The 19,700-nt window shown below is 57.8% G+C and carries 20 protein-coding genes and 2 pseudogenes; 10 read left to right on the top strand and 12 right to left on the bottom strand.

The window, feature by feature from the left end:
• Positions 1 to 243: 243 nt before the first annotated feature.
• Positions 244 to 402, bottom strand: a pseudogene (locus tag Electrica_RS28865) (GNAT family N-acetyltransferase); the annotation flags it as partial.
• A 119-nt stretch (positions 403 to 521) separates the two neighbouring features.
• Positions 522 to 1,796 (bottom strand): oxalate/formate MFS antiporter, encoded by a 1,275-nt coding sequence (gene oxlT / locus Electrica_RS12310; RefSeq protein WP_131050363.1) that lies wholly within the window; start codon positions 1,794 to 1,796, stop codon positions 522 to 524.
• 308 nt (positions 1,797 to 2,104) lie between these two features.
• On the opposite strand from oxlT, the gene Electrica_RS12305 reads away from it, so the two are divergent.
• Positions 2,105 to 2,584 carry a GNAT family N-acetyltransferase gene (locus tag Electrica_RS12305; protein ID WP_141964590.1) on the top strand — a complete coding sequence of 160 codons (480 nt, stop codon included), beginning with the start codon at positions 2,105 to 2,107 and terminating at the stop codon, positions 2,582 to 2,584.
• A gap of 12 nt (positions 2,585 to 2,596) precedes the next feature.
• Here Electrica_RS12305 and Electrica_RS12300 read toward each other — a convergent pair whose 3' ends face one another.
• Positions 2,597 to 3,796, bottom strand: coding sequence for an MFS transporter (locus Electrica_RS12300; RefSeq protein ID WP_100683716.1), 1,200 nt, complete (start codon positions 3,794 to 3,796; stop codon positions 2,597 to 2,599).
• Positions 3,797 to 3,904: 108 nt separating this feature from the next.
• Here Electrica_RS12300 and Electrica_RS12295 point away from each other — a divergent pair, with 108 nt between their 5' ends.
• Positions 3,905 to 4,861 (top strand): AraC family transcriptional regulator, encoded by a 957-nt coding sequence (locus tag Electrica_RS12295; protein WP_131050366.1) that lies wholly within the window; start codon positions 3,905 to 3,907, stop codon positions 4,859 to 4,861.
• 31 nt (positions 4,862 to 4,892) lie between these two features.
• Here Electrica_RS12295 and Electrica_RS12290 read toward each other — a convergent pair whose 3' ends face one another.
• Positions 4,893 to 5,174: a VF530 family protein gene (locus tag Electrica_RS12290; RefSeq protein ID WP_131050367.1), complete on the bottom strand. Its 282-nt coding sequence runs from the start codon at positions 5,172 to 5,174 to the stop codon at positions 4,893 to 4,895.
• 285 nt (positions 5,175 to 5,459) lie between these two features.
• On the opposite strand from Electrica_RS12290, the gene Electrica_RS12285 reads away from it, so the two are divergent.
• The 4 genes from Electrica_RS12285 to Electrica_RS12270 are packed head-to-tail and all read left to right on the top strand — an operon-like array spanning position 5,460 to position 8,770.
• Positions 5,460 to 6,488: an isopenicillin N synthase family dioxygenase gene (locus Electrica_RS12285; protein WP_131050368.1), complete on the top strand. Its 1,029-nt coding sequence runs from the start codon at positions 5,460 to 5,462 to the stop codon at positions 6,486 to 6,488.
• A gap of 31 nt (positions 6,489 to 6,519) precedes the next feature.
• Entirely contained in the window at positions 6,520 to 7,326 is an 807-nt protein-coding gene (locus Electrica_RS12280) for a MetQ/NlpA family ABC transporter substrate-binding protein (protein WP_100683726.1), read from the top strand.
• On the top strand, positions 7,323 to 8,114 hold the full coding sequence (locus Electrica_RS12275; RefSeq protein WP_141964589.1) for a methionine ABC transporter ATP-binding protein: 792 nt from the start codon (positions 7,323 to 7,325) through the stop codon (positions 8,112 to 8,114). The genes Electrica_RS12280 and Electrica_RS12275 overlap by 4 nt, the downstream gene beginning before the upstream one ends.
• Positions 8,111 to 8,770 carry a methionine ABC transporter permease gene (locus Electrica_RS12270; protein ID WP_160704964.1) on the top strand — a complete coding sequence of 220 codons (660 nt, stop codon included), beginning with the start codon at positions 8,111 to 8,113 and terminating at the stop codon, positions 8,768 to 8,770. The genes Electrica_RS12275 and Electrica_RS12270 overlap by 4 nt, the downstream gene beginning before the upstream one ends.
• On the opposite strand, the gene Electrica_RS12265 is transcribed toward Electrica_RS12270, so the two are convergent.
• Positions 8,767 to 9,888, bottom strand: coding sequence for an NAD(P)H-dependent flavin oxidoreductase (locus Electrica_RS12265; protein ID WP_141964588.1), 1,122 nt, complete (start codon positions 9,886 to 9,888; stop codon positions 8,767 to 8,769). The two genes, Electrica_RS12270 and Electrica_RS12265, sit on opposite strands and share 4 nt — an antisense overlap.
• Positions 9,889 to 9,979: 91 nt before the next feature.
• Here Electrica_RS12265 and Electrica_RS12260 point away from each other — a divergent pair, with 91 nt between their 5' ends.
• A complete protein-coding gene (locus Electrica_RS12260; RefSeq protein ID WP_141964587.1) occupies positions 9,980 to 10,822 on the top strand; it encodes a LysR family transcriptional regulator in 843 nt (280 codons plus the stop codon).
• On the opposite strand, the gene Electrica_RS12255 is transcribed toward Electrica_RS12260, so the two are convergent.
• The 4 genes and pseudogenes from Electrica_RS12255 to Electrica_RS12240 form a co-directional block, all read right to left on the bottom strand.
• A complete protein-coding gene (locus Electrica_RS12255; protein ID WP_167686271.1) occupies positions 10,819 to 11,988 on the bottom strand; it encodes a YbfB/YjiJ family MFS transporter in 1,170 nt (389 codons plus the stop codon). The two genes, Electrica_RS12260 and Electrica_RS12255, sit on opposite strands and share 4 nt — an antisense overlap.
• Positions 11,989 to 12,212: 224 nt before the next feature.
• Complete coding sequence (locus Electrica_RS12250) at positions 12,213 to 12,833, bottom strand: LysE family translocator (RefSeq protein ID WP_141964585.1); 621 nt, start codon at positions 12,831 to 12,833, stop codon at positions 12,213 to 12,215.
• A 121-nt stretch (positions 12,834 to 12,954) separates the two neighbouring features.
• A complete protein-coding gene (locus tag Electrica_RS12245) occupies positions 12,955 to 13,485 on the bottom strand; it encodes a GNAT family N-acetyltransferase (protein ID WP_407081258.1) in 531 nt (176 codons plus the stop codon).
• Positions 13,471 to 13,806: pseudogene (locus Electrica_RS12240) on the bottom strand (glyoxalase); the annotation flags it as partial. The gene Electrica_RS12245 and the pseudogene Electrica_RS12240, both read right to left, overlap by 15 nt.
• Before the next feature lie 201 nt (positions 13,807 to 14,007).
• Between Electrica_RS12240 and Electrica_RS12235 the strand changes: the two are divergent.
• The 3 genes from Electrica_RS12235 (at position 14,008) to tam (ending at position 16,636) form a co-directional block, all read left to right on the top strand.
• Positions 14,008 to 15,198: an MFS transporter gene (locus Electrica_RS12235; RefSeq protein ID WP_100683734.1), complete on the top strand. Its 1,191-nt coding sequence runs from the start codon at positions 14,008 to 14,010 to the stop codon at positions 15,196 to 15,198.
• Positions 15,199 to 15,426: 228 nt separating this feature from the next.
• Positions 15,427 to 15,717: a hypothetical protein gene (locus tag Electrica_RS12230; RefSeq protein ID WP_004862141.1), complete on the top strand. Its 291-nt coding sequence runs from the start codon at positions 15,427 to 15,429 to the stop codon at positions 15,715 to 15,717.
• Positions 15,718 to 15,871: 154 nt separating this feature from the next.
• The gene (gene tam, locus Electrica_RS12225; protein WP_141964584.1) at positions 15,872 to 16,636 is read left to right on the top strand and encodes a trans-aconitate 2-methyltransferase; all 765 of its coding nucleotides are present in this window, start codon (positions 15,872 to 15,874) and stop codon (positions 16,634 to 16,636) included.
• A gap of 239 nt (positions 16,637 to 16,875) precedes the next feature.
• Here tam and Electrica_RS12215 read toward each other — a convergent pair whose 3' ends face one another.
• From Electrica_RS12215 to Electrica_RS12205, 3 genes are all read right to left on the bottom strand, one after another.
• Complete coding sequence (locus tag Electrica_RS12215) at positions 16,876 to 17,316, bottom strand: GNAT family N-acetyltransferase (RefSeq protein ID WP_141964582.1); 441 nt, start codon at positions 17,314 to 17,316, stop codon at positions 16,876 to 16,878.
• Between the two features lie 294 nt (positions 17,317 to 17,610).
• Complete coding sequence (locus Electrica_RS12210; protein ID WP_141964581.1) at positions 17,611 to 19,062, bottom strand: tagaturonate reductase; 1,452 nt, start codon at positions 19,060 to 19,062, stop codon at positions 17,611 to 17,613.
• 102 nt (positions 19,063 to 19,164) lie between these two features.
• Positions 19,165 to 19,692, bottom strand: coding sequence for a GNAT family N-acetyltransferase (locus Electrica_RS12205; RefSeq protein ID WP_100683739.1), 528 nt, complete (start codon positions 19,690 to 19,692; stop codon positions 19,165 to 19,167).
• Between the last annotated feature and the right edge of the window lie 8 nt (positions 19,693 to 19,700).

The raw sequence follows: 19,700 nt of genomic DNA, 5'->3' as shown, positions 1-19,700 counted from the left end.
TTTAATATTAACAAGATATGAAATGAGTTGTGGTGTACTGCGGATCTGCTTTGCATCACGATGATGCATGAAAAATTTAGTGGGGCACCAAAACGAAGCATTGTTTTTGCTTCTGCCTGATTATCTGCGCGACAATGTTCACTGTGGCTGAATGATATGAGATGTTATGCAACTTCCTGAGCAGACCTGCCAGGCCGATCGGTGAAAAAAGCATTCCCTGCCCTTCGCCGCGGGTGAGCGGCAACGGATATAACCCTGCTCACGCATTTTAACTAAACTTCCATCGCTCAGGCAGACCATCCCCGTCGTCAGTAATTCAAATCCGGTTTTATCCGCCACGAAATAAATAAAAATCTTCCCGTAGGGTAACTGCGCATCACATATTGTCTGCATTAACTGGCGTTAGCGAAAAAGTGACCTTTCTCCCGGTATGCGGCCAGCGCCCGGCAGCTGTCGGTGGCGCAAGCGTAATCAGGAATGACCCCGGCGGCGGGCTGTCGCCGGGGTGAATGTCGGGAGAACTAACGAATTACGGCAGCCTCGCTGTGCTTACGGATAAAGCGCGAGCGCCAGGGTTTCAGCAGCGCAATCGCCAGTACGGCGGTAACAAAATCAAGCCCTATCGCGCAGCTGAAGACCACGCCCCACCCTTGAGTATGCTGGTACAGCAGCGCCGCCAGCGGGCCGCCGAAGATCGAACCGATCCCTTGCGAGATATACAACCAGCCGTAGTTCGAACTCGCGTACTCGCTGCCGAAGGTGTCGGTCAACGTAGAGGGAAACAGCGAAAAAATCTCTCCCCAACCGAAAAACACCACGCCGGACAACAGGACAAACAGCATCGGATCGTCCCGGCAGGCCAGCCACAGGGTCATCGCCACCCCTTCCAGCGCAAAGGCGATAAACATGGTGTTTTCACGGCCATAGCGATCGGAAATAAAACCGAACAGCGGACGCGTCAGGCCATTGGTAAAACGATCGATAGTCAGCGCCAGCGGCAACGCGGCCATACCGAAGACCACCGCCTTGCTGATGCCGAAATCTTCAGCGAAGACCGCCATCTGCGACGTCACCATCAGTCCGGAGGTCGACATCATCGCCATCATGGCGAACATCAGCCAGAAAAGCGGTTCACGCAGCATTTCACGCGAAGTGAATTGCCGGGTACTTTGCGCGACGGTCTGACTGGCGGGCAACGCACCGCTATCAGGCGGCAGCTTCAGCCCCTGGCTGGCGAGAAATCCCACGGCGGCAAACAGGATGCCGAAGACCGTCATGGTCTGTTCCAGCCCGTATTGGCTCAACGAGACGGAGACCGGAAAGGTGGTCATAATCGCCCCCATGCCATACCCCGCGGCGACGGCACCGGCGGCAAATCCGCGCTGGCGGGGAAACCATCGCACCATTAAACCGACGACGCCGATATAGACAATACCGGTACCCAGACCGCCGAGGCAGCCATAGACGAGGTACAGCGCGGCCAGGCCGCTGACCTGAGCCGAGAGAACCCAGCTCAGCCCCGCCATGACCGTGCCGATAGAGATAAGCAGTCGCGGGCCAAAGCGCTCAACCAGCCGTCCCTGAAACGGCGAGAAAAAGGTCTGCAGGATAATCAACAGCGAAAAGGTCACCTGTAATTCCGCCAACCCGACGCCCAGCTTCTCGGTCAACGGTCTGGTCAGCAGCGTCCAGACATATTGTGGACTGGATATCGAAGCCATACAGATCAGGCCAAGTGAGAGTTGCGTCCATTTGCCATATCTGGCGACAACCAAAGGTTCTCTGAGAACGGTCATAATCAGCTCCAGTAATCCGCTAGCCACAAATCAAAAATGACGGCCGCGACGGTGATGGGGTCCTTGAAACCCCGGCCGTCCCCTGCGCATCCCAATACTTACAGTGCTAAGCATTAACCATGCCACGTTGCCTATTTGTTATTTATCAATATTTTATTTATCTTCGCGGGTTCAACCTGGCGTTGCCCTGCACCGCCGAAGTGCGGTTTTTGTGTGCCCGGCGTGCAGATAAAAAGGGAGATTGGCTATAATCGCCTCGCCGCCGCCGGGAATGTTCCGGTCAGGCAGAGAAAGAGAAAGGAGTGAGATTGACTATTTCCGTTCGTCAGGCAACTCGTCATGACTGGCCAGCATTACAGCGGCTGTTCCTTTTATCGCGGTGCCATACGTTTACGTGGCTGAACGTCACCGATTTTCGCTTAACCGATCTGGAAAAGCAGACTGAAGGTGAAACGATCTGGCTGGCGCACGATCCGCAGGGAGAGCTGGCCGGGTTTATTGCCGTCTGGCTGCCAGACCACTTTATTCACCATTTGCATGTCGCTCCCGCCCGTCAGGGATGCGGAGTGGGCAAAATGCTGCTGCAGGCACTACCCGGCTGGCAAGAGCACGGCTATCGGCTCAAGTGCCTGACGCGTAATCGCAACGCGCTGGCGTTTTATGCCGCCAGCGGCTTTATCACGATTGACGAAGGGGTAAGCGACGAGGGCGCGTATCGCCTGCTGGTACGCAAAGGGGCGTGGCCGCAACAGGCGGCGAAGAAAATGCGCCCGCAGGCGCATCGTTGACGCGGCGCGAGTTTATTTTTCGCTGGCCGGGGATGTCACCCGCACACCGGCAAAAACAATAATCATGGCGCTGAGCAGGAGTAAACCGCTGCCGGTAAAGACGCCGCTGGCGCCGTTGAGATCAAACACCGCCCCACCGCCGGCCGCCCCGGCGCTGATAGCCAGCTGAATAGAGGCAACCAGTAGTCCGCCCGCGCTTTCTGCTTCATCCGGTACCGTCGTCGCCAGCCAGGTTGACCAGCCGACCGGCACCAGGCCGAAGGCAAAGCCCCACATGGCGACCAGCAGTCCGTCGAGGAGCGCGATGTGGCCGAAGGTCACCATCATCAGCGCCAGTACGCTCATGACCAGCGGAACCAGCGCCAGCGTTAAACGCAGGCTGCGGCTCAGCAGATGCCCGGCAAGAGAGGTGCCGATAAAGTTCGCCACCCCGAATCCGAGCAGAATCAGTGAAACGCCTTCGACGCTGGCCTGGGCGACGGTTTCCAGGAACGGCCGCAGATAGGTGAAAAAGGCAAAATGTCCGCTGAAGATTAAAATGGTGGCCAGCATCCCGCCGACCATGCCGGGACGGCGCAGAACCTTAAACAGCGTAGCAAAACTGCCGACGCTTTCCGGACGCATTGAGGGCAGTACCCACAGTTGCCACAGCAGCGCCAGTACGCTGGGGACCGTACAGAGAATAAAGACGCTGCGCCAGCCGATCAAACCGCCCAGATAGCTGCCCAGCGGCGCCGCCACCACGGTGGCTATCGACACGGCGGAGAAGATCACCGCCAGCGCTTTCGGCACCCATGCGGCAGGCACCAGACGCATCGCCGTGGCGGTCGACATCGACCAGAATCCGCCGATCGCTATCCCCAACAGCAGGCGTCCCAGCAGCAGAAACTCCAGCGAGCTGGCGAAGGCCACCATCAGGCTGGAGACGATCTGCAGGACGGAAAAGAACATCAGCACCCAGCGGCGATCGATATTTTTGGTCGCGGGGGTGATCAGCAATCCGGTCACCAGTGCCACCAGGGCTGTGGCGGTCACCGCCTGCCCCGCCATCCCTTCGCTGACCCCAAGGCTGGCGGCCATCGGCGTTAACAGACTGGCGGGAAGAAACTCTGCAACAATCAGGCCGAAAACGCCCAATGCCAGAGCATACACCGCGCGCCATGCGGGTTTGGCCGCGGTCATTCCCTCTTCGGCAGTTATGCAGGAACTCATATACATCTCTCCAGATTAATTAACATCGCGCCAAGGTTAGGGCTTTCCTGTCGGACGATCTATGATGCATACTCTGCAATTATTGATAATTCGTCCGGGATTACGTAGATGACTCGCCAGACCCTCGACCTGACCAGTGAACTCCTGCGCGGCATGCGCCTCTCCGGGGTCAATTACCGTCGTATCGAAACTGGCCGCCCGTTCGGGGTGGCCTTCAACTCCGTGCCGGGGAAAGCCCAGTTCCACTTCGTCAGTCGCGGACAAGCGCTGCTGCGGATGGCCAGCGGCCAGCGGCTGACGCTGGAAAGCGGCGATGCGCTGTTTATTCCCAACGGCGAGAGCCATGCGTTAATCTCCGATGACCAGGCGCAGGTGATTGATGTAGTGCAGTTAGCCAGCGAACCGGTCTGCGCGACGGTGTGCTGCGTCAAGCATGATGGCGTGCAGAAAGAGACGGAAGAGACGGAAAATACCGTCATCTTCAGCGGCTGCATGGATTTTGAACTGGGGGGGATGCAGCCGCTGGTCAAAGCGATGCCGGAAGTGATGCTGGTCAGCCGTCTGCTGAAAACCTGGCCCGAAATCCACCCGCTGCTGCTGGCGATGGAGCGCGAATCGCTCACCCGGCAGGCGGGCTACGCCGGTATTCTGGCGCGACTTGCCGATGTGGTGGCGGCGCTGATTGTTCGCGGCTGGGTGGAGTGCGGCTGCGGCAACGCCACCGGCTGGGTACAGGTGCTGCGCGATCCTAAACTCGCCAGAGCTATCTACGCGATGCATCAGCAGCCTGGCGTCAACTGGAAAGTCGCCGAGCTTGCTCGCGAGGCCGGGACCTCGCGTTCCGTTTTTGCGGAGCGTTTCCTCGCCGCCACCGGTACTACACCCGCGCGTTACCTCACGGAACTGCGGATGCGGCTGGCCGCACAGTATATTTCGGATGAAGGTCTGCCCCTGGAAAAGGTTGCCTTCCGCCTGGGATACAGCTCGCTGGCCGCCTTCAGCCGCGCCTTTAAACGCATCACCGGCAAAGCGCCGGGCGCGCTGCGTGGCGAGACGGTGCTGTAACCTCTTCGCACCTTCACACCTGGGCTACACCCTACTCTTTTTTATTCTGCCAGTTAGCCCACGGATTATCCGCCGGGAGGTCCTCTTTTGCCGTATCGGCTTCGGACAGCGAATCAATATACAGTTCTTCAACTTCTTTGCGCGCCCAGGGGGTCCGACGTAAAAATTTGAGGCTCGATTTGATGCTCGGGTCGCTCTTAAAACAGTTGATAGTGATCCGTTGTGCCAGTCCGGCCCAACCATACCTCGCCACCAGGGCGTTCAGTAAAGCCTCGAGGGTGACGCCATGAAGAGGATCTTTGGAAGGCTGCATTGCGATGTTGAATCCTGAATACCTGAGAAATGTCGCACACCATACTGGCTACCTCGCCCCTGTGCAAGGCAGAAAGAGAGTTGGCGCCGCCTTTATCCATTATTCGCAAAAGCACTGAACCCCGCGCGGTCATAAATTAGAAAAGAAGGTTATTGGTTGATTATTTGCCGTTGAGGCAAGCTGTGCTCACCCCACCGAATGAGGAAATCGCCATGCGCTGTTGTTGTCCCCGAACCCTGAACCTGAATAAACGCTCTTCCCTGAACGCTGTCTTCGGAGAACACAATGAACGCAACGACCTTGCCGATTCTCGATCTTGCTCGCTACGCCGATCCGGCTGAGAAAACGGCTTTTCTGGCCGACCTTCGCTATGCGGCCCGCGAGATAGGCTTCTTTTATCTGATCAATCATGGCGTCGACGATGCCTTACAACAAGCTGTCCAGCAGCAATCCCGCCGCTTTTTTGCCCTGTCTGATGAGCAAAAACAGCCGGTCGCAATGATTCATTCCCCTCACTTTCGCGGCTACAACCGCGCCGCATCGGAGCTGACCCGCGGGCAGCCAGACTGGCGAGAACAATTTGATATTGGCGCCGAGCGTCCGGCGCTGCATCTTAATGACGATGCGCCGCGCTGGCAGCGCCTGCAGGGGCCTAACCTGTGGCCGGAAGCCCTGCCGACGCTGAAACCCACGCTGCTCAGCTGGCAGCGCGCCATGACCCAGGTCGGCACCACCCTGCTGCGCGCCTTTGCTGAAGCGCTGGCGCTGCCTGATGACGCCTTTGACACCTTGTATGGCAATAAACCCAACGAGCATATCAAACTGATCCGCTATCCCGGTCAGCATGAGGCGCAAAGCCATCAGGGCGTCGGCGCGCATAAGGACTCCGGGTTCCTCAGCTTCCTGCTTCAGGATGAGCAAAAGGGTCTGCAGGTGGAAGTGGCTCCCGGACAATGGATCGACGCAACCCCGCTGGCCGGCAGCTTTGTCGTCAATATTGGCGAACTGCTGGAGCTGGCCACCAATGGCTATCTGCGCGCCACCGTGCATCGGGTGGTGTCTCCGCCAGCGCACCAGGAGCGCCTCTCCATCGCCTTTTTCCTCGGCGCGCAGCTGGATGCCACCGTCCCGGTCTATACCCTTCCGCCAGAGCTGGCGCAGGAAGCGCTCGGGCCGGACAGCGACCCGCAGAATCCGCTGCTGCGCGAAGTGGGCTGGAATTACCTGAAGGGCCGCCTGCGCTCCCACCCGGATGTGGCTGAGCGTTACTACCAGGATGTGTTTCGCGAACGCGCCGCGCAACCGATCGTTTAAAGATAAAAACTCAAAGATAAAGGAAAACACCATGAAAATTGCCGCTTTTAAACTGGCAGGGGTCGCTCTGTCTCTCTCTTTAGCCTGGACCTCAGCACAGGCCGCCGCGTTACGCGTCGCGGCGGACCCGGTTCCGCATGCGGAAATACTTAACTACATCAAAAAAATCGACCCCAGTCTGGATCTGAAGGTGGTTGAACTGACCAGCGGCGTGAATGCCAATGAACTGCTGGCAAACGGCGACGTGGATGCGAACTATTTCCAGCACGTTCCCTATTTGAAAGATCAGGAAAAGGCGCTGGGCAAGACCTTCGCCGTCGCTGCCACGGTCCATATTGAGCCGCTGGGCATCTATTCGCGCAAGCACAAAGACTTCGCTTCGCTGCCGGAAAATGCCACCGTCGCGGTGCCCAATAACACCACCAACCTGAGCCGTGCGCTGTTCTTATTGCAAAGCCAGGGGCTGATCAAACTGGCCTCCACCTTCACCGACCCGGCCACGACGCTGGCGACGCCAAAAGACATCGTCGAAAACCCGAAACATCTGAAGATTCTGGAAATTGAATCGCCGCAGATCCCGCGCTCTCTCGATGATGTCGATTTGGCCGTGATCAACGGTAACTATGCGCTGGAAGCCGGGCTGACGCCGGCAAAAGACGCGCTGGGCCTTGAGAGCGCCAGCCATAACCCTTATGCCAACATTCTGGTCACCACCCCCTCTCTGGCAAACGATCCACGCATCAAACAGCTGGCAAAAGACCTGACTTCGCCGCAGGTGGCTGACTTTATCCGTCAGCGTTATAACGGCTCGGTTATCCCGGTGGCCCCGAAAGCATGATTGACGCCATCGGGCTGAGTAAAACCTATGCCGGAGCAGGCCGACCGGCGCTGAACAAGGTGTCGCTGCATGTGCCGAAGGGGGCGATTTACGGCATCCTCGGGCGCAGCGGCGCGGGCAAAAGTACGCTGATCCGCTGCCTGAATCTGCTGGAGCGGCCCACATCGGGCCGCATTATTGTGAACGGACAGGATATTACGCAAATGGATAAAGCCGCGCTGCGCGCTTACCGTCTGCGCACCGGGATGATCTTCCAGCATTTTAACCTGCTGCACGCGCGCAACGTCGCCGACAACATCGCTGTGCCGCTGGAAATCGCCGGCATGGCCAAAACGGCGCGTCAGACGCGAGTGGCGGAACTGCTGGAGCTGGTCGGGCTTAGCGATAAAGCGCATGCGTTCCCTTCCCAGCTTTCGGGCGGGCAAAAGCAGCGCGTCGGTATCGCAAGGGCGCTGGCGGCAAGGCCGGATGTCCTGCTGTGCGACGAGGCGACCAGCGCCCTGGATCCCGAGACCACCGCCTCGGTGCTAGCGCTGCTGGCGGATATTAATCAGCGCCTGAATCTGACGATTGTGCTGATCACCCATGAGCTGGAGGTGGTCAAAACCCTGTGCGACCACGCCGCGCTGCTGGAAAATGGCGAGATCGTCGAAAGCGGCAGTATCGCCGAACTGCTGGTGGCACCGTGGTCGAAACTGCGCCAGTCATTGCTGCACGATCCGCAGTCGGAACGTGATTTTCTCGCTCGTCACGGTTATCACCGGAGGCCATTATGCACAGTCGCATGAGCTGGGATGAACTCTGGCCGCTGCTGATGGAAGGTACGCTGGACACGGTGTATATGGTGAGTCTGGCGGCGCTATTTACCGTTCTGCTCGGCCTGCCTGTCGGCGTGGTGCTGTTTATTTCGCGCAAAAACGGCCTACTGCCGATGCCGAAACTCAACGCCCTGCTGGGGGCGGTGATTAACTTTGGTCGCTCGCTGCCGTTTATCGTGCTGCTGATCGCCCTGATCCCGTTTACCCGGCTGATTATCGGCACTACGCTCGGGAGTACCGCGGCAGTGGTGCCGGTGACGATTGGCGCCTTCCCTTTTTTCGCCCGGTTGACGGAAAACGCGCTCGACGAAGTGGATTACGGTCGTATTGAAGCCATTTTGTCGATGGGCGGTACGGTCTGGCATGTGATTTTTAAATCGCTACTGCCGGAAGCGTTGCCAACCCTGCTGGCGGGCGTCACGCTGACTATCGTTATGCTGATTGGCTTCTCGTCAATGGCTGGTGTCATTGGCGGCGGCGGGCTGGGCGATTTGGCGATTCGCTATGGCTATCAGCGCTTTAATGATCAAGTGATGGTCGGCACGGTGCTGATTCTGGTGGCTCTCGTGCAGGGCGTGCAGATGGCGGGCGACCGTCTGGTTCGCCGCCTGGCCCACCGCCGTTAGACATCCGCACGGTCGGACATCGGCAGTCGCGGCAGGTCGCCATCCCGCCGCGGCTGCTGAGTGCAAAAACCGCCTTCACGGATCAGCGCCTGCATCAGGTCAGCCGCCGGCAGCGCCCGGATCATCGCGACGCCCTCTCCTGCCCATTGCGCCCCAAATCCCCACTCGCCCTGCGCTCTCGCCACGGCCGCCAGCGCTTTCCCCGCGTCGTAGGCCACCGGGTAGTCGGGAGGTAGCACTCCGGGATGACGCCTGCCGATTTCACAAAATGCATTATCAATGCTGCGCGCCGGGCGGCCGGAAATCGCCGCGGTCATCACGGTTTGTGGCGGCGGTTCAGCGCTCAGCGCCTGACGATATCCGGCGTCGGTAGCCGATTCCGGGCACAGCAGGAACGCGGTCCCCAGTTGAACCCCTTCCGCGCCCAGCTGCAGCAGGCTGCGGATCCCGGTGCCGTCCATAATCCCCCCTGCGGCGACAACCGGTATCGACAGCGTCCGCTGTAGCGCCTGGAGCAACGTCAAGGTCCTCATTTGCCGATCGTCGCCATGAGGATCGAAGATCCCGCGATGGCCTCCGGCTTCATACCCCTGCGCAATCACGATATCGACGCCCTGGGCGACGGCCCGTTGCGCCTCGTCTACGCTGGTGGCGCTGGCCATGATCGCCACGCCTTTTTCCTTAAGGCGGCGAATGAGTGTCTTATCCGCCACACCGAAGTGGAAACTGACCACTTCAGGTGCGAGGTCCAGTATCAGCTCGGCCATCGGCTGGTTCGCAAGGAAACTGTGATAGATTTCCGTCAGCGTCTCGGGCGGTTCCCCGCCGAAACGGGCGAATAGCGGGCGCAACAGCGCTATCCACCGCGCCTCCGTGTGCGGGTCCCGGCGCGCCGGCGCATGGCAAAACAGATTGACGTTGATGGGCCCTGTGGTCAGATTCCGGGTACGCGCGATCAGCGCTTCGGCCTGGGAAACGGTCGCGGCTCCCAGGCCCAGAGAGCCGAGCCCGCCGCTGTTGCTCACCGCGGCGGCCAGCTCTGGCGTTGAGACGCCGGCCATTGGCGCCTGGATAATGGGATAAGCAATATCCAGTCTCTGCGTTAAGCGATTGTGCATAGTCACCCTGTCTGAATGTGTGATACCGAATGTTTAACATCTCTTTTTGAGATGTTAAGATCAATATCATTTCCATATTTAGAAGAAAAACATGAACCACACCACGTTACAGATCTTTAAAATTGTCGCGGAAGAGCAAAGCATCACCCGGGCAGCAAAAAAGCTGGGCCGTGCGCAATCGAATATCACCACTCGCATCCAGCAGCTGGAAGAAGAGCTGGACGTTGAGCTGTTCGTGCGGGGCAATAAAAAAATGGCGCTCTCCTGCGCCGGAAAGCAGTTCCTCGACTACACGCTAAGAATACTGAGCCTTGGCGAAGAGGCGAAACAAGCGCTGCACCCGTCGAAACCCGCCGGGTGCTTGCGCCTGGGCTCCATGGAAGCGACCGCCGCCAGCCGCCTAATTCACCTTCTTCCACGGTTTCGCGCGATCTGTCCGCAGGTCGAGCTGACGCTGCATACCCAGCCTACGCAGCAGTTGACTGAGCTGGTGCAGCGTGCCGTCCTCGACTGCGCGCTGGTCAGTTTGCCGCTGAGCGCGGACGGTAAGCTGGTCTGCCCGACAGAGATCGACGCACTCCCCGTTTTTGTCGAGCAACTGATGCTGGTGAGCCCACCGGGTCACGCGGAGATCAGGCTCGCCGCCTTCCCCAGGGGCTGCAGCTATCGGGCGATCGGGGAAGCGTTTTTCGCCGCCGACCGGCGCATCGAGGTTCAGGATGTGGGCTCATACCACGCTATGAGCGCCTGCATTGCGTCCGGCGGCTATAGCGCTATCCTGCCGCAAAGCGTCATCGATATCCTGACCCTGCCTGACGATTGCCAGATTCAACCGGTTCAGCAGGCGCAGACTCAGCTCATCTGGCGCCGGGAGTCGATGTCCCCTGCGCTCAGTGAAATGCGGCAGCTGCTGATGTCAGCCGCATCGTTTTAAGGGTGCGCGCGCCCTGACCTGACCGCAACTAGCCCCGCCGCCAGAAACAGAGACGCTGCCGCCGCCATCAGTGAGGGAGTAAACGCTCCCGTCAGGTTATGCAGCGCCCCGGCGACAACGGGCCCGATAATCTGCCCGACGCCGTAGGTGGCCGTCATCGCCGCGATCATGTTAAATTTTACCCGATGGTTCAGCCTTCTGGCTTCCGCAAGCGCAATGGTAACGGTGCCCATAAAGGTAAAACCGACCAGCAGCGCGCTGAGCAGACAAGCGAGTAATCCCTGGCTGAGAGCTGGCAACACAACGCCCGCCGCCTGTGTCAGCAGATTGGCGGTCAGCACCCGCCGGAAGCCCAGCCTGATAACCAGTTTGTGCCAGATAAAGCATGAAGGTACCGCCGCAAGCCCAAACAGCGCCCAGATTTGCACGGGATCGATCTGCGCCAGCGAGCCGGATAAAAACAGCGGCAGGTAGGTCGCGGTAATGATGTAACCAAAGCCAGAAAAACCATATATCGCCAGTAATCGCCAGGCATCGGCGGTTTTTCCATCCGTCCCGGTTATCGCCGGTGACGGCTGCGGCCAGGCCAGCGCCGCATCAGCCGGCGTCAACAGCAGGCGCACGACCAGTAAAAAGAGGATCGTTGCGCTCGCGGCGCAGATAAGCCAGATTTGTGGACTGGAGAGCGAGGCGTATTTTGCCAGCGAGATACATTCGGCGGATAAAAAGATCCCCATCCCAACGCCGGAAAAGAGTACCGGCGCGCCATGAGGGTGTTTCATATGCTGGAGGAGCCATAGCGAGCCGGCGATCAGCGTCACTGCGCTCAGCACTCCGGCCAGCCCGCGGATAAGGATTATGGCTAAAGGCGACTTCACCCACGCCAGTAGCGCCAGACATACTAACGTGGATACCACCGAGGCGAGAGTCAGGCGGGTGCTGTCCGCCGGCCGGGCTTTCGACAGCAACAGCGCCCCGATCAGATAGCCCGCGTAGTTGACCGAGGCTGCCAGATTACCCTGCCGCAGCGACAGGATCTGCTCATCCAGCATAACCGGCAGAATCCCGGTATAGGCAAAACGCCCGTATCCCATGCCGATAATCAGCACGACTGAACCGGCCAGCGCCAGCCGCAAAGCCTGACGCTCGGTCCGCTGTGGGGTCATATTCACATCCTGCTCCGTCGCATTTAATCTCAAAAAGAGAACCATATTTTAATATTATTCTCTTTTTATTATGGTAAGAAAAAGACCGGCGAGCAAGATACGTAGATCGCGCCCGCCGTCGACTGTCACAGTAGAGGAGCCTGATAAAGATGCTTCGCTGAACGGCGAAGTGTGGTGGTCAACGCGGCAGAGAAATTCGGGGGGCCTGCTGCCCCCTGGGGCAACTAACGATGGCTGAGTGCCAGTCTGGCGGCAAAGAGCATAAACACCCCGCCGGTGATGCGATCCATCCACTGGATAAAACGTGGTCTTTTGAGTAGCCCGGAGGCATAACGGGTCGCGAGGATCAGGGTTAGCGACCACAGCGTGCCGATCAACACGTGGATGGTGACCAGCAGGAAGGTCCAGATAACCGGCGAGTGCCCTGCGGGGATAAACTGCGGTAAAAAGGAGACGTAAAATACCCCCATTTTGGGATTGAGGACGTTTCCGAGCATCCCTTTTACAAACCAGTTACGGCCAGAAGACGCGGCAACCTGCGGCGTATCAAAGGCCCGGCGTGGACGAAGCAGAAGCTGAAAGCCTAACCAGCATAAATAGGCCGCTCCGCACCATTTCAGGATGTTATAGGCGACTTCCGATGCCGCAAGCAACGCGCCTAAACCGAAAGCAACGATTGCGCCCCAGATAAAACAACCGGTATCGATACCCAGGGCCGCCTGAAAGGCTTTTTTGCCACCTTCGACGGTTGAGGTGCGGAGGATTAGCGCGGTATCAAGGCCAGGGGTTAAGGTCAGAAGTAACGCGGCTAAGGAATAAGCCAGAAGGGCATCGGCAACGGACATTTGCTCTCTCCGAAAGGGTTGATTCTATGGAAAATGGTCCGTCCTGGCAATCAAATCACGCGGGTTAACGACGGCGTTTCGCCGCGGCCCGTTGCCATTATAGTCGCGGGCCGCCCGCTTTTCAGCGCGCCAGACGGTTCCACTCATCGCGGGTGATTTCCCACAACTCCGCATCCAGCCTACCCGCGGTGAACTGCTGTTGCTCTACGCGAATCAGGCGCATGCCGCTGTTGATCGATATTTTCCGCGAGCCATCGTTGTCGCGGGCTTTGGGCGCGCGCAGCACCTCCCGATGGAGAGTGTTAAACCAGAAATCGGTCACACAGCGGCAGGCTTCCGTCATCAATCCCTGACGCTGCCAGGCCGGATCCAGCCAGAACCCGCGATTGTTATCCACCTGGTCGGATAGCGTAATCAGACCGATAAGTTGCTCCGGGGCGGCCTGGCGGCGAATCGTCCAGAACCAGCCGCTACCCTTTTCGGCGGCCGGTAAGGCAATCGTGTTCACATAGCGAGATGCCCCGTCGTCCGGGAATGGCCATGGAAAACTGGCCGCCAGATGACGCACGATTTCCCATTGCGGGAAGACAGCCTGAATCTGAGGCGCGTCGTCTTTGGCCAGCGGGACCAGCCGTAGTCTGTTGGTTATCAAGAGCGGCGCTTTCACCGCGTCTCCTCGCGTAGCCATGGCGTAATCGTGACGCCGGTCAGCAGTCCTTCCGGGCAGATCTGCCGGCCACTGTTCACTGCCAAAGCAGGAAGTCGCCGCCTGAGACAGCGGCCAGAGGGCAAAATGTTTCACTCCCGCCAGCGCATCCTGTTCGGTCAGCAGATAGTCATCGTTGCCCGCCATCCGTTGCAAAGGTAAACCTAACGTCTCGCCATAAAAGGTATGGCTCAGCGCGGTGTTTTGCGTGATGGGACCAAATCCTGCAACAAACAGCACGGCGATATCGGTGAAATCTTTTGTCATGTTCCCTCCTGAGGGTGAACACAGAAATAGAGTCGGCAGAAAATTTATACATTGAATACGCAGACTTGCACAGATTCGTCTTGTCCGGGGACTAATTTTGGTGGGTTTGGCTAAAACAACGGGAAAACGCATCCTGTGCTCGTCCGGATGACCGGGTCTGCGCTATGCTGCTCACACCTTCGTTTGAAATACCATGATGTTATGACCTCTTCAGTCAGTAATACGCAACTCAATCTACGCATTATTTCGATCGTCGTTTTTACCTGTATCTGCTATCTCTCTATCGGTCTGCCGCTCGCCGTCTTGCCTGGCTATATCCATTACCAACTGGGATACAGTACGCTTATCGCCGGTGTTGTTATCAGCCTGCAGTACATCTCTACGCTGTTCAGCCGCCCGCACGCTGGACGTTATACGGATATCTGGGGACCCAAAAAAGTCGTCAGTCTTGGGATCGTCTGCTGTCTGCTGAGCGGGCTGTTCACTCTCGTTGCGGTGGCGCTGCAACCGGTGCCGCTGCTGGCGATTAGCGCTTTGCTGATAGGCCGTCTTTTTCTTGGCGTCGGTGAAAGCTTTACCGCGACGGGGGCTACGCTGTGGGGCATTAAAACCGTGGGGGCGATGCATACTTCGCGGGTGATCTCGTGGAATGGCGTGGCGACCTATGTGGCGATGGCGGTTGGCGCGCCGCTCGGCGTGATGCTGAACAGCAACTTTGGTATCAGCGGTTTTGCCGCCGTGGTCGTCGTGGTGGCCCTGGTTGGCCTGCTCTTTGCCCGTACGCGCCAGGATGTCAGCGTCACCGCCGGTGTTCGGGCGCCGTTCCATGTGGTGGTGCGCAAAATCTGGCCTTATGGCCTGGGTCTGGCCCTGGGGACCGTGGGGTTCGGGGTTATCGCAACCTTTATCACGCTCTACTTTTCCGCACATCGCTGGCAAGGTGCGGCATTTACCCTTTCGCTGTTTAGCGCCGGGTTTATCTGCGTGCGCCTGGTGGCGGGTAATATGATTACCCGCTACGGCGGCGTTCGCGTCTCTCTGGTCTGCTTCGTTGTCGAATCTCTCGGGCTGGTGATTATCTGGCTGGCGCCTTGTGCATGGATAGCCGGCCTCGGCGCGCTGCTGACCGGTTCCGGTTTCTCTTTAGTTTTCCCGGCGCTGGGGGTGGAAGCGGTCAGACAGGTTGAAGAACAAAACCAGGGTACGGCGCTGGGAACCTATTCGGCCTTTCTCGATTTGGCGCTCGGTTTGACGGGTCCCGTCGCGGGCTGGGTCGCCGGGTATTATGCTCTGGATACGATTTATCTGTTGGCCGCGGTGGTCGTTGTGCTGGCATTCCTGCTGGTTTTACGCATTTATCTGCAGCAACGCGTCGGTTTGCGCCACCTATGAAAGAGGGTCTCCGGCAGCCTCTGGTTGCCGGTTCCGCTAAAAAACTAATCAACAATTGACGGCGATTCGGCATCCGTGCCAACATCCTTGTCACGTCTGGTTACAGGCGCACTGACGTGGCGGGTGGCATACCAGAGATCGCGCAATAAAAGATCCGGCCCGTGACGTAACCCAATCCAAATCACTGACCACGATGGTGAGTTCTTGAGCCTGGCGGGAAATACGCAAATGCATCAAAGCTTTAATCAGCGCGTTCATTTCTATTACTGCATCTTAGTCGCGCTGAAAATTCATGGTAAATCAAAAAAATCGGGGGGAATCAGGGGAAAGAACAACTTCCTGCTGAAATGGCTGCGTAAAGCTCAGGACAATAATATCTTCCACCCGGATATCACCAGCGAAATCGAATGGCTACGCGGTAAAATTATCCAGGCCGGATATGACACCGATCTGGAGCCGATGCTGGATTTCGTCTATGCCACGGCAAAACGCGCCGAAGCGCTCAAAGAGAGCGATTAACCCACGCCCATGCGTACTCCCTGCCGCCTGCTCATCGCAGGCGTGACATTGTCACAAAAATGGCGACAATTTCCTCATAGCGATGAAAAGACGTTTAATCTGCCGACATTGCCCTCTATGCTGGTGAACGCGTATATTTTACCCGGAGTCACCCATGGCCGACTGGAATCCCTCTCTCTATCTGAAGTTTGGCGCTGAGCGTACGCGCCCCGCCGCGGAATTAGTCACCCGTATTGCCCGGCATCCCGTCACATTCGCCGTCGACCTGGGATGCGGTCCCGGCAACAGCACCGCTTTGCTACATCAGGCCTGGCCGGAAGCGACGCTGATCGGCGTTGACAGTTCGCCGGCGATGCTCGAAGACGCCGCCCGGGTGCTACCAACCTGCCGCTTCGTCGCCGCCGATATTCGCCAGTATCAACCCGAACGGCCGGCCGATCTTCTCTATGCCAATGCATCGCTCCAGTGGCTGACGGATCATGAAAGCCTGTTTCCACATCTGGTGAATCAACTGGCGGATAACGGCATGCTGGCGGTACAAATGCCGGACAACTGGCAGGAACCTTCTCATCGGCTGATGCGCCAGGTCGCCCAGGAGATGGGGTTCCCGGAGAACGGACGTCATCCGCTGCCGGGCGTGCAGGCGTATTACGATATTCTTAGCGCCTGCGGTTGCGAGGTGGATATCTGGCGAACGACATATTATCACCCGCTGGAGTCGCACCAGGCGATTATCGACTGGCTGCAATCCACGGGACTTCGCCCCTATCTGCAGCCGCTCGATGCCGGGCAACGGGAGGCTTTTCTGCAGCGCTATCTGACGCTGTTGCAACAGCACTATCCGTTACAGTGTAACGGAAAGGTTTTGCTACTGTTCCCGCGCCTGTTTATTGTCGCGCAGCGTAAACCGCGCCTCTGATGACCGAGACGTCCGGCGGCATAGCCAATGCGTGCTGTGTCGCCGGGCGTCGGTATTGTTTTGCTTGTCGTGGTTACCAGGAAAGATGGTGCACCAGCGAGAGATCCCACGCGGTGACCAGCAGCGAAAGAAACATAATCAGGTTAATGGCGGTGTCGATGCGTTTTTCCATTTTGATTCTCCTGAGTTGTTTTCAGCCGCCAGGCGACGCTGAACAACGGCTTTTCTTCTAACCTGTCTTAACAGGTGATGCAATAACGCACGTAATCATCGGCGGGAGTGAATTCGTCATACAGTCGGCGGGCCGGATTGTCGGTGCGCGTATGCCAGTAAAGACGCGACCATCCTTGCGCTTTGCCCTCCGCCCGTAATGCCTGCATCAACTGGCGGGCGATGCCGCGGCCCCGGACCTGCGGATCGACGAACAAGTCTTCCAGATAGCAAATCGGAGTTTTCACCCAGGTTCCTTCATGGAGAACGCAAATCGCAAACCCCACCACGCTATCGTCAACCACGGCCACACGACCCAGCACCGGCGAGTGGCGGTCCAGCAAACGCTGCCAGGTATATTCCGTGACATCGGCCGGCTGCGGGCTGCCATAAAAAGAGGTATAGCCTTCCCAGAGCAGCAGCCATGACGATTTGTCTTGCGCGCAGACTTCACGAATATCAACAACCATTGTTTTATCTCCTGATGCCCGAACGGCACGGGCGAGCGACTGACACAGTGCAGTTACGATAGCCTATTATTTTCCTGCCCCGCTATTTCTTCAAGCGCCGCAGACACGATTTGCCGTTATTCGTCTTTTTCGGTAAGCGCATTTTCCGCTGCTGAGCGCTAGTCGTTTCAGGTGCTACAGACCGGCAGCGTTTTTTTATTCAGGCTTCTTGTATGTTGTAACTAAGTTGGGTTGATAAAGAACCCGGCCGTGGCCGGGTCACCTGCAATCAACGGTTTAGACCAGCACTTTAGATCAACACAGCGGCCTCACCGCTTCGCGCATCCCGCGCAGCAGAATGGCGTCAAGATCCTGCGTCACCTGTTCAACCAGGCCGTTAACCTGCGTCAGGTCCTGCTCCCAATGAGAGGTCACCGAGAGCACCGCTTTCACCAGTTCAGCGGTGCTGAGCCGCGCATCACGATGCTGCGCCCACAGCGTCTGGAAACGGGTCATCCATTCGGCATCATCCTGCACCGGATAGCTTTCGCCATTGCGCTCTGCGCGATAGAAGGCAATCAATGCCGCCAGCGCAAAGGTCAGACGCGGCGGTAGTTTACCTGATTTCTCCTGCCCTGCCAGCAGCTGCGGCAGAATGCGGGTACGGAATTTGGTCATGCCGTTTAGCGCAATGGAGAGCAGCTGATGTTTGATATACGGATTACGAAAACGCCCTGTTACCGCGCGAGCAAAAGACTCCAGTTCAGCCCGCGGCAGGTCGAGTACTGGAATAATCTCGGCATAAATCGCTTTCTCGACGAAGGCGCAGATCTGCGGGTCGCTCATGGCTTCGCCGACGGTATCCAGCCCTGCCTGGTAGGCGACCGGCACCAGCGCGGTATGTGCGCCGTTAAGAATCGCCACTTTCCGCTCTTTATACGGTTTAATATCATCAACAATCAGGACATTAAGCGGCAATTTATCCAGTCGCAGTTCAGCGGCCAACGATGCTGGCCCCTGGATAACAAACAGATAGAAATGTTCGGCGGTGGCGAGAAAACCGTCTTTGTAACCCAGCTGCGCTTCGATAGCCTGGGCCTCATCGCGCGGGTAGCCCGTCACGATACGGTCAACCAGCGTTGAGCAGAAGGCGTTTGCCTCCTGCAGCCAGGTCATAAATGCCGCCGGGAGCGCCCATTCATCGGCATAGCGCAGCACCAGTTCACGCAGCGCTTCGCCGTTATAATCGATCAGCTCGCAAGGAATGATAATCCAGCCTTTATCCTTCGCGCCGGCGAAGTGGCTGTAACGCTCGTACAGCAGCCGGGTCAGTTTTGCCGGATAGCTCACCGCTGGCGCGTCGTCAAACCGATCGCCAGCGTGGTAGCTGATGCCGGCTTCCGTGGTATTGGAAAACACAAAACGCATCTCCGGGTTATGCGCCAGCTGCAGGAACGCGTCGTAGTCAGCGTAAACGCTGATTTCCCGGTTGACCGAACGGATCAGACGCGCTTCGCTGACCGCATCGCCCTGTTCATTCAAACCGCGGATAATGGTGGTGTACAGCCCATCCTGGGTACTCAGCGAGGGAGGAAACGCGCTTTCTATCGGGCGCACAATCACCACGCCGGCGTTCAGGTCGGTATGCTCATTCAGCAGATCAAGCTGCCAGTCGACAAATGCCCGAAGAAAGTTACCTTCACCAAACTGGATGATACGTTCAGGATACTGCGCGCCGGGAAAATCACGACGGTTTAATGTTTTCACAATAGGTTCCCTCGTAGAGTGGTCATACAACCTGTGCAATTGGTGTAATAACTTAACAGCTTTTCTAAGAGTAAAACCGTGTTTTGATCAAACCTGTCTCGGTTATTGCAGGATCTTATAGAACAGTGAGGTCGCGGTCATCGTTCCATCCGGCATTAACGCATAACGCGGAATTTCCCCGGCTTTTTCCCAGCCGCACTGGACATAGAAGCATTCCGCGCCACTGCCGGTGGCCGTATCCAGTACCAGAACAGACTTCCCCTGTTCGCGGGCAAGCTGCTCCAGGTGATTCATCAGCGCCTTAGCCAGCCCCTGCCGTCGCGCATTTTGGTGAACCAAAAGTTTGGCCACGTCGGCGCGATGAGGCTGGTTTTCCGCTTGATCGATCACCAGCTGTACCGTGCCGACAATCTGCCCGGCATGTTCGGCCACCACGACAAGGCGCTCGCCGGCCGCCACGCTTTCGGCGATACGCAGCCAGAATGCTCGCGCGGTTTGCCGTGAAAAAGGCAGCATAAAACTGACGGAAGCGCCGCCGTTAACGCAATCGGCCAGAATATCGCTCAGTGGGGAAAGGTTTTCGAGAATATCAGCACGCGATAGCGTGCGAAGGGAAAAGGATGCGGTCATTGCTCACT

This window comes from Klebsiella electrica, from assembly GCF_006711645.1.
GTDB classification, from domain to species: domain Bacteria; phylum Pseudomonadota; class Gammaproteobacteria; order Enterobacterales; family Enterobacteriaceae; genus Klebsiella; species Klebsiella electrica.
This window is presented reverse-complemented; position numbering and strand designations above follow the sequence as displayed.

Coding starts and splice junctions, on each gene's coding strand:
- Electrica_RS12270 (WP_160704964.1), top strand. CDS start 8,111: ATGAGCTGGGATGAACTCTGGCCGCTGCTGATGGAAGGTACGCTGGAC.
- tam (WP_141964584.1), top strand. CDS start 15,872: ATGGCCGACTGGAATCCCTCTCTCTATCTGAAGTTTGGCGCTGAGCGT.
- Electrica_RS12265 (WP_141964588.1), bottom strand. CDS start 9,888: ATGCACAATCGCTTAACGCAGAGACTGGATATTGCTTATCCCATTATC.
- Electrica_RS12230 (WP_004862141.1), top strand. CDS start 15,427: ATGCATCAAAGCTTTAATCAGCGCGTTCATTTCTATTACTGCATCTTA.
- Electrica_RS12260 (WP_141964587.1), top strand. CDS start 9,980: ATGAACCACACCACGTTACAGATCTTTAAAATTGTCGCGGAAGAGCAA.
- Electrica_RS12255 (WP_167686271.1), bottom strand. CDS start 11,988: ATGACCCCACAGCGGACCGAGCGTCAGGCTTTGCGGCTGGCGCTGGCC.
- Electrica_RS12290 (WP_131050367.1), bottom strand. CDS start 5,174: ATGCAGCCTTCCAAAGATCCTCTTCATGGCGTCACCCTCGAGGCTTTA.
- oxlT (WP_131050363.1), bottom strand. CDS start 1,796: ATGACCGTTCTCAGAGAACCTTTGGTTGTCGCCAGATATGGCAAATGG.
- Electrica_RS12275 (WP_141964589.1), top strand. CDS start 7,323: ATGATTGACGCCATCGGGCTGAGTAAAACCTATGCCGGAGCAGGCCGA.
- Electrica_RS12235 (WP_100683734.1), top strand. CDS start 14,008: ATGACCTCTTCAGTCAGTAATACGCAACTCAATCTACGCATTATTTCG.
- Electrica_RS12250 (WP_141964585.1), bottom strand. CDS start 12,833: ATGTCCGTTGCCGATGCCCTTCTGGCTTATTCCTTAGCCGCGTTACTT.
- Electrica_RS12215 (WP_141964582.1), bottom strand. CDS start 17,316: ATGGTTGTTGATATTCGTGAAGTCTGCGCGCAAGACAAATCGTCATGG.
- Electrica_RS12300 (WP_100683716.1), bottom strand. CDS start 3,796: ATGAGTTCCTGCATAACTGCCGAAGAGGGAATGACCGCGGCCAAACCC.
- Electrica_RS12280 (WP_100683726.1), top strand. CDS start 6,520: ATGAAAATTGCCGCTTTTAAACTGGCAGGGGTCGCTCTGTCTCTCTCT.
- Electrica_RS12285 (WP_131050368.1), top strand. CDS start 5,460: ATGAACGCAACGACCTTGCCGATTCTCGATCTTGCTCGCTACGCCGAT.
- Electrica_RS12205 (WP_100683739.1), bottom strand. CDS start 19,692: ATGACCGCATCCTTTTCCCTTCGCACGCTATCGCGTGCTGATATTCTC.
- Electrica_RS12295 (WP_131050366.1), top strand. CDS start 3,905: ATGACTCGCCAGACCCTCGACCTGACCAGTGAACTCCTGCGCGGCATG.